Source organism: Bacteroides intestinalis DSM 17393 (genome assembly GCF_000172175.1).
GTDB classification, from domain to species: domain Bacteria; phylum Bacteroidota; class Bacteroidia; order Bacteroidales; family Bacteroidaceae; genus Bacteroides; species Bacteroides intestinalis.
On the sequence record NZ_ABJL02000008.1, the window covers coordinates 2913861 to 2928316 of the forward strand.

10 protein-coding genes and 1 pseudogene are annotated in these 14456 nt (G+C 44.6%); 6 read left to right on the top strand and 5 right to left on the bottom strand.

What is annotated here, in order from left to right:
• The 5 genes and pseudogenes from BACINT_RS21065 to BACINT_RS24795 form a co-directional block, all read right to left on the bottom strand.
• The gene (locus BACINT_RS21065; protein WP_007667081.1) at window positions 1–486 is read right to left on the bottom strand and encodes a DUF4625 domain-containing protein; all 486 of its coding nucleotides are present in this window, start codon (window positions 484–486) and stop codon (window positions 1–3) included.
• Window positions 483–2642: a TonB-dependent receptor gene (locus BACINT_RS21070; protein ID WP_007667082.1), complete on the bottom strand. Its 2160-nt coding sequence runs from the start codon at window positions 2640–2642 to the stop codon at window positions 483–485. The genes BACINT_RS21065 and BACINT_RS21070 overlap by 4 nt, the downstream gene beginning before the upstream one ends.
• An 81-nt stretch (window positions 2643–2723) precedes the next feature.
• Complete coding sequence (locus tag BACINT_RS21075) at window positions 2724–3038, bottom strand: hypothetical protein (RefSeq protein WP_115501931.1); 315 nt, start codon at window positions 3036–3038, stop codon at window positions 2724–2726.
• Window positions 3039–3215: 177 nt separating this feature from the next.
• Window positions 3216–4433: a WG repeat-containing protein gene (locus BACINT_RS21080; protein WP_197079996.1), complete on the bottom strand. Its 1218-nt coding sequence runs from the start codon at window positions 4431–4433 to the stop codon at window positions 3216–3218.
• Between the two features lie 4 nt (window positions 4434–4437).
• Window positions 4438–4734, bottom strand: a pseudogene (locus tag BACINT_RS24795) (energy transducer TonB); the annotation flags it as partial.
• Window positions 4735–7374: 2640 nt separating this feature from the next.
• Between BACINT_RS24795 and BACINT_RS21090 the strand changes: the two are divergent.
• From BACINT_RS21090 to BACINT_RS21115, 6 genes are all read left to right on the top strand, one after another.
• Window positions 7375–7884, top strand: a complete 510-nt coding sequence (locus BACINT_RS21090) for an HU family DNA-binding protein (protein ID WP_007667090.1) — start codon at window positions 7375–7377, stop codon at window positions 7882–7884.
• 382 nt (window positions 7885–8266) lie between these two features.
• Window positions 8267–9031 carry a ParA family protein gene (locus BACINT_RS21095; RefSeq protein ID WP_021968027.1) on the top strand — a complete coding sequence of 255 codons (765 nt, stop codon included), beginning with the start codon at window positions 8267–8269 and terminating at the stop codon, window positions 9029–9031.
• A gap of 16 nt (window positions 9032–9047) precedes the next feature.
• The gene (locus BACINT_RS21100; protein ID WP_007667094.1) at window positions 9048–9935 is read left to right on the top strand and encodes a ParB/RepB/Spo0J family partition protein; all 888 of its coding nucleotides are present in this window, start codon (window positions 9048–9050) and stop codon (window positions 9933–9935) included.
• Window positions 9936–10781 carry a DUF5683 domain-containing protein gene (locus tag BACINT_RS21105; RefSeq protein ID WP_007667095.1) on the top strand — a complete coding sequence of 282 codons (846 nt, stop codon included), beginning with the start codon at window positions 9936–9938 and terminating at the stop codon, window positions 10779–10781.
• A gap of 31 nt (window positions 10782–10812) precedes the next feature.
• Complete coding sequence (locus BACINT_RS21110) at window positions 10813–12120, top strand: lytic transglycosylase domain-containing protein (RefSeq protein WP_007667096.1); 1308 nt, start codon at window positions 10813–10815, stop codon at window positions 12118–12120.
• 69 nt (window positions 12121–12189) lie between these two features.
• Window positions 12190–14448: a RelA/SpoT family protein gene (locus BACINT_RS21115; RefSeq protein WP_007667097.1), complete on the top strand. Its 2259-nt coding sequence runs from the start codon at window positions 12190–12192 to the stop codon at window positions 14446–14448.
• The last annotated feature ends 8 nt before the right edge of the window (window positions 14449–14456 follow it).

Genomic DNA, 14456 nt, shown 5'->3' on the forward strand with positions numbered 1-14456 from the left:
TTAATGATGTCTGTCATCCCCTCCCGTTGTACTTAACACTATGTTGCGTGCAACATGAGCTTCATTCCCGGCAGCATCCGTACAATAAACCATCAGGTGATAATCTCCCGGAGTAGCATTAGCGGGTATCACGATATCATGGTGATGAATATGCGCCGTTCTTTGTTCCGACACATCATACGACCTGTTAAAAGTGAAATCCACAGTAGTCCCCGTAGCCCGGGTATCGTGCGAATGATGATCGAAATTATTATGAATCTCTATCTTATACGATTTTAGCATAACATCATCCGATAGCTCCATCTCAAAATGCACACCGTGCTCACTACCTATTGCCAGCACCTGACCTTCGGTGGGTGAATTAAGATCAATTACCGGCTTTGTGGTATCACTAAGCGGATTATCACTATCACTACAAGCCGTAAACAACGACATAACCATCACTAAAAGGGAAAAAATCATCGGGAAATAAAATCTTGTTTTCATTTGAATCGTTTTTTAAAAGGTACTTTAATTAATAATTGAAAGTTTCGTCCCGGTTCAGGGATCTCCACTTTGCGGTAAAAACTGAGATGATTGTAATAACGCGTATTGAATATGTTCCGAACGGTCAGAGTAATCTCCACCTTATTTCCGGCAACAGGTAAATCAAGAGAGCCACCTATATGGAAAAGGTTCGTACCCGGAGTACGATCTTCGTTACGGTCCACCCTATTTTGACGGGCTATGTTTTGCCATTCGGCATACAGCATATAACGTTTCTTCTGCCAAGTCAGCGTATTATGCAAAGTGGCAGGCGGAGAAAAGCTCAAAGGAATATGTTCATCACAATTATAGGTATAGACATACTCACCGGATATGCGATAACTGAAAGCAGAAGAAATACGAACCTCTGCACCTGCCTCCGTTCCTGCAAACAATGCCTCCGTCTGTGTATATCGATAAATTTGTCCTGTATGGGGTAATACGGACCATTCCCCCGTAGGGCGCAGAAAGATATAATTGCTGAACCAGTTGACGAACGGAGAAACATACAGAGACAATCGTCCGTACTTCAACTGATAAGAAGCATCCATTTGCCAGCCTTGCTCGGAAGAAAGTGTGGCATCCCCTTGTTCGTGGCGGAATGTACCATGATGTACCCCATTCGAAGCCAGTTCATTCGCACCCGGCAGACGGAAACTCCGCCCAACGTTTACCTTCAGCTGATGCAGTACAGAAGGTGTCCATACCACTCCCAGCGACAGAGAATAGTCTCCGAAGCTTCTGTTTACACGACGGCTGTTCCAACGGTAGGATTCCACCTGTTCATCACTATAGCCCTGCTCTTGCAGATAAGTTGCCAGATATGGATCATCGTGGGCAAAAACATATATACGCCCATAATCATACCGTATACCTCCACTAACAGCAAGTACATTGTCCGGACGATACGTTGTAAGCCAGGATACCCCGGTAGTGAAACGCTCATATTCCGGCAGCAGAAAAGAATAGCCTGAAATTGTGTTTCTCTGAAACTGAGAATCCCATCCCATCCGATGTTCCCAGAAAGAAGAACCGATAAGCCGCCCTATCGCAGAAAAGCTGAAAGTATTCAGATTAAAACCCAGTTCCTTATCCGGATTTGTTTGTGGCAAAGGCTGACTGCCGTAATGGGTATGGAATGCACTCCATTCTTCACGATGATTATTCTGATAACCCATATCACCCGACAGGATAAACTTCTCCCAAACATATTGCTGATGAGTAGTCACTTTCAGATGGTTCACTTTACTATAGGGAAGCTCTATGTTCCGGCTATCACCGTCATCTTCCAGACGCGACACATCGGGAATTCCATGTGCACCGGGAAAGAAACCTGTCTTCTGAAATACATTGGACACGGCATAAACCGACTTATACCCTTTCTTTTGGTATTGGGTAAAGAAATTGATATTACGCTCCCAACCTGCCGTATTCTTCAGTCGACGACCATAGACCGGCATCTTCTGAGTCAGGTAGATTATCGTATCCACCGGGATACGATAATCCCCGAATCGCTGTTCGGAATAACGCAACTTCGTATACCAGGCATTCTTTTTGATGCCCAACATCAGCGAAGCGCCGAAAGTCTCGTTGACAGACTTTCCTAGAAGCGTTACATCACCAAACAACATATTCTCTGCCGGAACCTGTACGGGAGAAATGTCAATCACTCCGCCCATGGCATCGCTGCCATAAAGCAACGAAGCAGGTCCTTTCATCACACTCACGGCATCTACATTGAAAGCATCGAGTTCCAGACCATGATCTGCTCCCCACTGCTGACCTTCTTGTTTGATACCATTCTCCAATACGGCAACCCGGTTAAAGCCCATTCCCCGGATCATCGGTTTAGAAAAACCCGAGCCGATATCCATAGCTTGCACGCCCGGAATATTCTCCATCGCCTGCATAAAGTTACCTGTAAAATGTTTCCGCAAGAAATCCCGGTCAGCCACTTCAAGGGTAAGTGCAATCTTCTTATTCTGAAGTTGTTGGTAGGTTTCCGCCACCACTACTTCAGGCAAAGCTACATTACGGACTGAATCGGATTCTTGCGCATGGGCGGAAAGAGTTGTACATAACACCCCTAACACGCCCGGAATAATTCCTATACGCATTGATTACAATCTTTTTAGAATAAAACAATGAGGGGGACAAGCTCTCAAAACCTGCCTCCGCATAAATAAAGAACTATGTAATCAAGCAGTGGGAGGACCGCGCAAATAATGTGAATAAGACAGTGCATAGACAATCTTATCCTGATAAACTACTTGCTCAAAAAGGATGGGCATTAAGATACAATGGAAGTCAACCGACTGTGCTTCCGTGAAAAGAGAAAGAGAGAAGTGACAAATGGCACAATCGTCCGGCGAATGGCGCGGATGATCGGCATGGGAGCAGGAAGTGGAATGACCTTCCTCATGGTGATGAAAAGCTTTCACCACGAAGAATGGCATGAGCGACAAAATCAGCACCCATGCCACAACGGCTCTCTTCTTCCTACTACTATTCACTTCTCTTACAGATATTTTCTGAATATGCCGCGAAGATATGCATCGCAAACCGAACACGCAAACTACGACACTTAATATGTGTTACCGTTTGTAGTTTTACCAATATGTAGGTATAGCCAGCATTACTTCTTTGCTTGTTTTCTATACGCAACACAAACAGCTGCACACTATGGATGCCTAAAACTCGTCTTCTGCAAAATAAAACACAATGTTCCCGTCATAATCAATGAACCCATCGTATTTCTTCAGTTTCACATGGATGACTTTCTCCGTGCGATGCTTCACATCTATGCTTTCTCCCCAATCAGAGCTAAAGCGAAGCATTTTCCCTATAGGACTCAGCAGGAAAGGCAAAGAGGCTCCCGGGCTACCTGCCCAAGTGGAATAGCCATTGATGAACTCAATAGGTTCACCATTCCGCCTGGTCGGATCCAACATTTTATTTTCCAACTGTGCCCTGACTACATTAAAGTTCTCGTCGACAATATCCATATATCGTCTGTCTTTGAACTGTGCATAGGCATATCCCAAATAGAAGTTGCGAATATCCTCAAATTCCGGGCTTATCACCGTTCCGGTCTTGTCAATCATCACCACTCCGCCCTCTCTCTTTGCAACAGAGGCTTTTCCTTCACGGAACGGATAGGGCTCTTTACTGAATTTAGCAGGAATCACCATCTTGCCCGATACGTCAATAAATCCCCACCACCCGCCATTCTCGGTCACTTTCACAGCAGCCAGGCCTTCGCTGAAGTCCTGTACTTTCAGGTAGATGGCCGGACAAATGATTTTGCCAGCCTTATCGAAAAATCCATAACGCCTTTTCTCCATATCATAGAAGGCCGCCAAGCCATTAGAGAAAGGACGCACCTCTTCCGGGCTTTGCGCGCCCACGGTCAACATCGTCTGGACAAGCGCCGGGAATACCTCACGGCCTTGCCTGTCAATGTAAGTACACTTGGAGTATCTGTCATTCACCGTCTTTACAATCAAGGCATAACCATCTTTGTTGAAAGGAGCAGAATCTATAATCCTCGCATTGAGTTTTATAGCCCGCCCTTGCTTATTAATGACGTACCAAGTCTCAGTGCGGCCCCACATGTCACGACCGGACTTGCATACCAGGCAAGCTCCACCTCCAAATTGAGGATAACCGAAACTTTTATAATCCCATTGGTAATCAATCACTTTATTCCCCTGCTCGTCTATAAATCCCCACAAACCGGTCTCGTCGTTCTTCACGGCAAGCAAACCATCATGAAAGGCATAGTTGGTGTCATACTTGTTTAATATTACTTTTTTGGCATTCTCCCCTATCCTGATAGGAGTAAACTGGGCGGCGGCAGGCAAAACCATGCCTACTGCCAAACATATTGTTATCAAATATCTTTTCATCTTCTTATGGCAATCTAAATTTAACAGAAACCGCATATTTCACTCTGACGTTTTTACCCTTCTGCTTTCCCGGTGTCCATCGAGGCATTGACTTAATAACCCGAAGGGCTTCTGTATCCAAATCAGGATCAACGCTTGTCAGCACATATGCATTGATGATACTTCCGTCCGTGTCCACCACAAACTGCACAACAACTTTTCCCTGCGTACCGTTTTCCTGCGCACTCTTAGGATATTTCACATTCTGTGCGATATAGCGCATCAGTGCCACCTGTCCGCCGGGATACTCAGGCATCACCTCTGCATTGTCATATATCTTATTGGGATCTTCAGCCTCCGCTTCCTTTTGCAGTTCAGCCGCCAATTCAGCTTGCAGCCTGGCTCTCTCCGCTTCCTCGCGCTCATTTGTTTCTTCAACAGGAGCTATATACGGCACTTCGGAAATCTCTGTTTGAGAATCATACTCAGCCTCCTCTGTATTCTGGCTTTTACTTTCGGGTACAGACGGAGCTTCGGGCGGAATTGCAGCAATAAGCGCCTCCCAATCTGCCAGACGTTGAGCAAGGTCTCGCTGGTCTAAAAACAGATGAAAAGAACCTGACTTTTCAGTTTCTACCTGCAAGCTTCGGTCGGAAGGATTATAGGTCAATGTGAATTTCTCCTCCCCCATTGCCAATACAGCCGTATTTCCGTTTAATTGCAAAATGGAATCCACTCGATATTGTCGGAAATCCTCCTCTATCTCAATCATGAAGAAACCATATCCATATCCCTTTATATCCTTATTATACAATCCTAATTCAGCGTTTGCAAATTTTGCGCCATCTTTCGAGTTCCATTCACCTACAAACGGATGCTCCGGATCCGTCGAAGGAATTATCCTGTGTATTTTGTCTTCCAAATTGACCTTAAAAGACTTCTTTCCATTGCTCCATGTACCTGTCAAAGAATAATTTCCATCATACTCCCATAACTCCATTTGAAAAGTTCCGGTATTCTTTCCGTTGACAAACTCATTGACAACGTAATGCAATCCATCCTCTATCTTCCCACTCAACTGAATTTCCTGTTTGTTCCGTTTATAGAAATAGGTGCCATACAAAGAATCACCTTCCTGCTTTAAACACATTTGCACTTCTGATTTTCCAACCTTTCCCTCATAAAGGGCTTCTTTAATGGCGGGCACATTTACCGCTTCCACAGTCTCTCCACCCTTCAAACAAAAGAACAAAACAGACAGAAGCACCAACACTGACACGCCCCCTATTATATAGTATTTCTTGCGTGAGCCAGGCGAAGCAGGGACTTCCACCGTTTTCTGAACCGGTGGGGCTACAGGCTGAGGTTTATCATTAAAAGCATTTGCAGCAGAAGGAGAAACATCCTGCGGAGAGTATTGCTGTTTCTCTATAGACACCAACGATACAGATGAATCCGTTTCCGCATTTTCTGGATTATGATCCACTCTTGCACGTAGTTTGCGGTTCCATTCTTTACGATAAGTAACCAACAGCCAAATTTCAGCAAATAGCACTCCCCAACTTATAATGACACCGACAGTCTTTAACACCGTATCACCGGCAGAATCAGGAATAAGCTTGGCAGCGACAAGCGACAGAAGCGAAGTGACAAGAATATTAAGTACCGGATGCAGCCCCCAACAAAGAGTTTGCAACGGGTACCATTTATAGAATGAACAAAGATGACCTAAAGCTGCAACAAAGTAGGTCAATGAACAAAATATCAATAGATACGGTCCTATTCCTATCATCTGCTTTATTTCATGCCCCCAATAAGACGTCCCAGTGTCTTGGGAGCTAAGAACAACAGTCATAAGAATAAAACCAACACAGAGACCAAGACTACAATAAAAGTCCACGACACTTACAACAAAATGTTGAAAGATTTTAGACAACGTTATCTTCAAGATTCCGATAACCAATATGGCAGCAGCCATCAGAAAAATAAGGAATAAATAAAAGCCACCGGAACCTTTATCTATATTTTCCGCAACAGTGAAAGATTCAACAACTTTCCCATCTATTACGGTTTGAACCAATGGGACATAAAGAAAGACTAAAAAAACAGAAACAGCTATCAGAATATTATAGATACCGGAATTGGTGCCCGATATTTTTACATCAGAATGCATCATATTATATTGGATTATGATACAAAAAAAGGCGGAACCATTCAACCTATCCGGTCCTGAGGTATCGCCAAACATCGCGCCCAAAGAATAAGTGTAAACAGTTCACGCCCATAGAGCGCGAACTTCAACATCTTATATCTCTTGGGCTTTCCAATTGGCGATTTTCAGGACCAAGCAATAAGAGCTAAAGCTCTAATATGTATAGAAAGAACGGAAACGCTTTTCCTTTGTTTGTTATTAATAAATAGAAATCATTAAAAATTACGTAGTCCGGCATTCTGTCGGGCTACTTCCCAAAAAGGATATTTCCTTTTTACATCATAGTTTTGTCTTCTTCCATAGGCAATCCGTTTTACTGATCAAACAAGTATTTTTATCGCTTCAAAGTTAGATAATACATATAACATTACAAAATTTCACCCGACATTTATCATCAAAAAGTTTTATTCCTTCTAAAAATCCGATGCATCTCCTGCTTTCAGTACCTCCCCCCTAACGGAAGAAACTTCCCACCGCATAAAGAGGCACGTTCCCCATCACGCACAAACTCCTTACCTTTCCCCTGCAAAAAGCTTGCATATCTACTGAAGCATGATTACCTTTGCCGCTCAAGATGGCATCTTGTGCAGTATGAGATACTATCTTGAACAACACAAGATGCCATCTTGAGCAGCAAAGCAAAGGGAGTTATGGTTCATAGGGAAACGAGTTTCAAGCGTTAAGTCCCTATGCAGCTGACATTAAGAAGCATAGCTATCATCAACAACATCAATCAACAGGAACAAGGATATGGGAATGATTTATTTAGTAAGAAAGAAACTCTTCCGCTCCAAGGAAGGAATGAAACAACTGTATTACGCTGTGCAGCGCACTCTGCAACCGCGCGGCGGAGTGACAACCGAAAAGCTGGCACAACGCATGGCCCACCGTAAAGGCATGAGTGAGGGCGACGTACAAAGCGTACTGGTGGACCTGCCCAAATACATAGAGGAAGCGCTCAGAGAAGGCGAGTCCGTCACCATCAGAGGCCTCGGCTCCTTCAACCTCGCCATAACCAGCGAAGGCTTCGAACATCCCGACGACGTGATGCCGGGCAAGGTGCAGGTTTCACGCATCTACTTCAAACCGGACCGCTCGTTGGTGGGAAGGCTACGCCAAAACATGGATTTCTTCCGTTACCCGCTGAGCAAGTACTTCCCCCACGAAATGCTGCGCCCCGAAACGCTGGAACGCGAACGGGTACATACCCCAAATACGCCGGAAGACGAAGCAAAGGACACCGGAACGGTAACAGACTGAAAGAACTGAAAGTAGCCCACGACCGGACATTTCAGCGTAAACACCTTACACACAACAGCCTGAAAGCTGATGAAAGAAATGAAAGCATAAAACAACCTGATTATCGTACAAACCACGCCTAAAAATGCAAGAAGTCATTTAAAACAAATCTTAATCTTCTGCAAGCGAGACAAAAAAGATATTTCAATTCAAGATTATTACGTATATTTGCAAGCTAAATTAAGAGAACGAAAAAGTGCCGCAAGAAGCCGGAATGAAAATCAAACGGCTTGGAGTTATTAACAAAATAGGCGACTTATCAACAGATTTTGCAATCTTTCTCTTTTTTAGTAGGCGCAATACGGAATTATCACTTATTTCGCTGCCAATAAACACTAAGATTATGGGAAAAATAATTGCTTTGGCAAATCAAAAAGGTGGTGTAGGAAAGACTACGACTACGATTAATCTCGCAGCTTCACTCGCTACCCTGGAAAAGAAAGTGCTCGTTGTGGATGCAGACCCGCAGGCAAACGCCTCTTCCGGTTTGGGTGTCGACATCAAGCAGGCGGAATGCACTATTTACGAATGCATTATCGACCGGGCCGATGTCCGCGAAGCTATCCACGACACGGAGATTGATACACTGAAAGTGATATCCTCCCACATAAACTTGGTAGGCGCCGAAATAGAGATGCTCAACCTGAAAAACAGGGAAAAGATTTTGAAAGAAGTGCTTGCCCCACTGAAGGAAGAGTTTGATTATATCTTGATAGACTGTTCACCTTCACTGGGACTGATTACCATCAACGCGCTCACCGCAGCCGACTCCGTGATTATCCCCGTACAGGCGGAATACTTTGCACTGGAAGGTATCAGCAAACTGTTGAACACCATCAAGATTATCAAGTCGAAACTGAACCCGGCACTCGAAATCGAAGGTTTCCTGCTGACGATGTACGACTCGCGCCTGCGTCAGGCCAACCAGATTTATGACGAAGTGAAACGCCACTTCCAGGAATTGGTGTTCGACACCGTCATACAGCGCAACGTCAAATTGAGCGAAGCCCCAAGCTACGGTCTGCCCACCATCCTGTATGACGCAGACTCCACCGGAGCCAAGAATCACATGGCACTTGCCAAAGAACTGATAAGCCATAACAATTAACCAAAAACGAAGAACCATGGCACAAAAAAGAAATGCATTAGGACGCGGGCTGGACGCCCTGCTCTCAATGGACGAAGTGCAGACCGAAGGCTCTTCTTCCATCAACGAAATAGAGTTGTCGAAGATTGTCGTCAACCCGAACCAGCCGCGTCATGAATTTGACGAGACTGCCCTTCAGGAACTTGCCGATTCAATCTCTGAGATAGGTATCATTCAGCCCATCACCCTACGCAAGCTGTCAGACGATGAATATCAGATCATCGCAGGCGAACGCCGTTTCCGTGCTTCACAACTCGCCGGACTGAAAAGTATTCCCGCCTATATCCGTACTGCCGATGACGAGAACGTCATGGAAATGGCGCTTATCGAGAATATACAACGTGAAGACTTGAACTCTGTGGAAATAGCCCTTGCCTACCAACATCTGTTGGAACAATACGGACTCACACAAGAACGCCTTAGCGAACGTGTCGGTAAAAAACGTACAACAATTGCCAACTACCTGCGTTTATTGAAATTGCCCGCCCCCATTCAGATGGCGTTGCAGAACAAGCAGATAGACATGGGACATGCCCGTGCGCTTGTAACATTGGGTGATCCGAAGTTGCAAGTGAAGATATTCGAAGAAATCATCGAGCACGGATATTCCGTACGTAAGGTGGAAGAAATAGTAAAATCCCTGAGTGAAGGCGAAGCCGTGAAAAGCGGTGGACGCAAAATCGCTCCCAAACGTGCCAAACTGCCGGAAGAATTCAACATGCTGAAACAACAGCTTTCGGGCTTCTTCAGCACCAAAGTGCAGCTGACCTGTTCGGAAAAAGGAAAAGGTAAAATCAGTATCCCGTTCAATAACGAAGAAGAATTGGAACGTATTATCGGCATACTCGATACTCTTAAAAAATAAATGACGAAAGGAACAAGAACATATCAATGGTGTATCGCCCTGCTGCTTTGCTTCGTGCAGACGGCAGGGATTGCTATGTATGGGCAGAACCGTCCGCGTGCCGCTGCCAAACGGCAACAATTGGAGCATGCAGACTCACTGAAAAGACTGCCGCAAGTAGCTCCGGACAGCCTGAATGTACAAACAGAATCTGCCCTGCAACGGGTTTCGGCTGCTGACAGCCTTGCCATAGCCGACAGCATTGCTGCCGAAAACAAAAAGCGTCTGCTGGAAATGACTTCCAGTACTACCCCACAAGTGTCTCCTACACCAACAGACAGTATAAACGGGGCACTTAACAAGAAAGTATTTATCCCCAACCCGACCAAGGCAACATGGCTCGCCCTGGTTATCCCCGGTGGCGGACAAATCTATAACCGTAAATACTGGAAGTTACCTATTATATATGGTGGATTTGCTGGATGTGCTTATGCGCTAACCTGGAACAACAAGATGTATAAAGACTACATGCAAGCCTATAAAGATGCCGCTCTTGGCAACTGGGAAGCCAACAGTATTCATGATCTTTTGCCACCCGGATATTTGGACAGAACCCCCAAAACACAGATAACAGAAACCCTCCGAAAACGAAAGGATACGTACAGGCGCTATCGTGACCTGAGTATTTTTGCTTTCATCGGCGTTTACCTGATATCAGTTATTGATGCCTATGTAGATGCGGAACTGTCTAATTTCGATATAACCCCCGACCTAAGTATGCGGGTAGAACCTGCCGTAATCAACAGCCAATACAGTATAGGCAGCTCCAACAAATCTGTCGGAGTGCAATGTAGTTTCCGTTTTTAATGAATTAAGCTATACCAAAGAATAATCACACATGAAGAATAAATCTGTAAATATGAAGAAGTTTATCGCTACTCCGTTTCTGTTTTGTCTATCACTTTTCGCCTTCCAGGCGCAAGCTCAGGAAAGTGTAGAAGTAGTGATCCGTGACAACGGAACAGAACGTCAGGAAAGCATTGAACTCCCCCAAAGTATGACTTATCCGCTGGACAGTCTGCTCAATGACTGGAAAGCCAAAAATTACATTGATTTAGGTAAAGATTGCAGTACCTCCACAGAGAACCCACTCTTTAGTGACTCTGTTTATATCGACCGCCTCAGCCGCATTCCTGCTGTAATGGAAATGCCTTATAATGAGATTGTACGTAAATTCATCGACATGTACACAGGACGTTTACGTAATAACGTATCATTCATGTTGAGCGCCTGCAACTTTTATATGCCCATCTTCGAAGAAGCACTCGATGCCTATGGATTACCGCTCGAACTCAGATACTTGCCTATCATTGAATCTGCGCTGAACCCTTCTGCCAGATCCCGTGTAGGCGCTTCCGGTTTGTGGCAGTTCATGCTGGCTACCGGAAAGATGTACGGATTGGAAAGCAACAGTCTTATCGACGAACGTTGTGATCCTATCAAGGCCACGTGGGCAGCCGCCCGCTACTTGAAAGACCTGTACGCCATTTATCAAGACTGGAATCTGGTGATCGCTGCTTACAATTGCGGACCAGGCACTATAAACAAAGCAATCCGCCGTGCCGGAGGTAAAACTGATTATTGGGAAATCTATAATTTCCTGCCCAAAGAGACCCGCGGGTATGTGCCTGCGTTCATTGCCGCCAATTATGTGATGACTTACTATTGCAAGCACAACATCTGTCCCATGGAAACTAATATCCCCGATGCTACAGATACTATACAAGTAACAAAAAACTTACATTTCGAACAGCTTGCCGATATTTGTGGCGTTAGCATGGAAGAAATCAAAAGCCTTAATCCTCAGTATAAGAAGAATATAATTCCCGGTGACAGCAAGACGCAAACTCTTCGTCTGCCTATGAATTACATCAGTACATTTATCGACAGCCAGGATACTATCTACGCCCACCGTGCGAATGAATTATTCAAAAACCGCAGAACCGTAGCCATCTCCGAACCCCGTTCTACAGCAAGACGCGCTACAACCGGCAGTGGAAATCTGACTTATCATAAAATACGAAATGGCGAAACATTGGGTACTATTGCACGCCGCTATGGAGTCACCGTAAAACAACTTCAAAGTTGGAATGGGCTGCATAACACCAAGATTTCCGCCGGAAAGCAATTGAAGATATATAAATAAGAGCACAAACGCTTGCACGGTGTTGAAATTTGCTTATTTTTGCAGCAATAGAAGAAAGGAGACAGGGATATGGAAGAGAATGTGAGCCAGAAAGATAAAGAAAAAGTCGAAGAGGAAATGATTGAACAGGCTTTCCAGCAACTGTTAAACGACTATTTGGCAACCAAGCACCGTAAGCGTATTGAAATTATAACAAAGGCATTCAACTTTGCCAACCAGGCACATAAAGGTATCAAACGCCGCTCAGGCGAGCCCTACATTATGCATCCCCTGGCTGTGGCACAGATTGTTTGCACCGAAATAGGTCTGGGGTCTACATCCATTTGTGCAGCATTACTACACGATGTGGTAGAAGATACAGACTATACTGTAGAGGATATAGAGAATATATTCGGTCCGAAAATCGCCCAGATTGTAGATGGACTGACCAAAATATCCGGTGGTATCTTCGGTGACCGGGCTTCGGCACAGGCAGAGAACTTCAAAAAGTTGCTATTGACGATGTCCGATGATATACGTGTGATCCTTATCAAGATAGCGGACCGTCTGCATAATATGCGTACGCTGGGTTCCATGCTTCCCAACAAGCAATTCAAAATTGCAGGTGAAACTTTATATATATATGCTCCCCTCGCCAACCGCTTAGGACTTTATAAGATAAAGACCGAACTGGAAAACCTGAGTTTCAGGTACGAACACCCTGAGGAATATCAAGAAATAGAAAACAAGCTGGCAGCTACGGCTACCGAACGCGATAAAGTATTCAAAGAGTTCACTGCTCCGATACGCGCACAGATGGACAAAATGGGACTGAAGTATCGCATCCTGGCACGCGTCAAATCCATTTATTCCATATGGAACAAAATGCAGACCAAGCATGTACCATTCGAAGAAATCTATGACTTGCTTGCCGTACGTATTATTTTTGAACCACGTAACGCGGACGAAGAGTTAAATGACTGTTTCGATATCTACGTCTCTATTTCTAAAATATACAAGCCCCACCCCGATCGCTTGCGCGACTGGGTGAGCCACCCCAAAGCAAACGGCTATCAAGCTCTACACGTTACCCTCATGGGCAACAATGGACAGTGGATCGAAGTACAAATCCGTAGCGAGCGCATGAATGACGTAGCCGAACAGGGTTTTGCCGCACATTGGAAATACAAAGAAGGTGGTGGTAGCGAGGATGAGGGCGAGCTGGATAAATGGCTACGTACCATCAAGGAAATTCTTGATGATCCGCAGCCGGATGCCATTGATTTCCTCGACACTATCAAATTGAACCTGTTTGCATCGGAAATTTTTGTATTCACCCCTAAAGGTGAAATCAAGACCATGCCACAGAACTCTACCGCACTGGATTTTGCATTTTCCCTGCATACAGATATAGGTAGCCATTGTATCGGCGCAAAAGTAAACCATAAACTTGTACCACTCAGCCATAAATTGCAAAGTGGTGACCAGGTGGAAGTTCTGACATCCAAATCACAACGGGTACAGCCGGAATGGGAAGTATTTGCCACTACAGCCCGTGCCCGCGCAAAGATAGCTGCCATCCTGCGCAAAGAACAAAGAACAAACCAGAAAGAAGGTGAAACCCTTCTAAACGAATTCTTCAAAAAAGAAGAACTCCGATTGGATGACATGCTGGTTGACAAACTTGTGAAAGCTCATAACATGAAGAACAGGGATGAGCTGCTCATAGCTATCGGCAATGGAAAAATCGTCTTAGGTGATCTGGATAAAAATGCTTTAAAAGAAAAACAAGGAACCAACTGGAAGAAGTTCCTCACATTTTCATTCGGTAGCAATAAGGACAGCAAAGAACCTGTTGAAGAAAAGATACCGCAGGAAAAGGAGAAGATCAATACTAAGCAAATTCTGAAACTGACGGAAGAGAATATCCAAAAAAATTACATCATGGCAGAATGTTGTCACCCTATTCCGGGTGATGATGTATTGGGATATATCGACGAAAACGACCGGATTATTATCCATAAACGCCAGTGCCCTGTCGCTGCAAGACTGAAGAGCAGCTACGGCAACCGTATCCTTGCCACGCAATGGGATACACACAAAGAGCTATCTTTCCTGGTGAATATCTATATCAAAGGCATAGATGCCATGGGATTACTGAACGAAGTAACACAAGTCATCTCCCGCCAGTTGAACGTAAACATCCGTAAACTATCCATCGAAACAACGGACGGTATCTTTGAAGGAAACATCCAGCTATATGTACATGACGTGGATGATGTGAAGACTATCAGTACTAACTTGAAACAAATACAGAACATCAAACAAGTAACCAGAGTAGAAGCATAAAACTATAA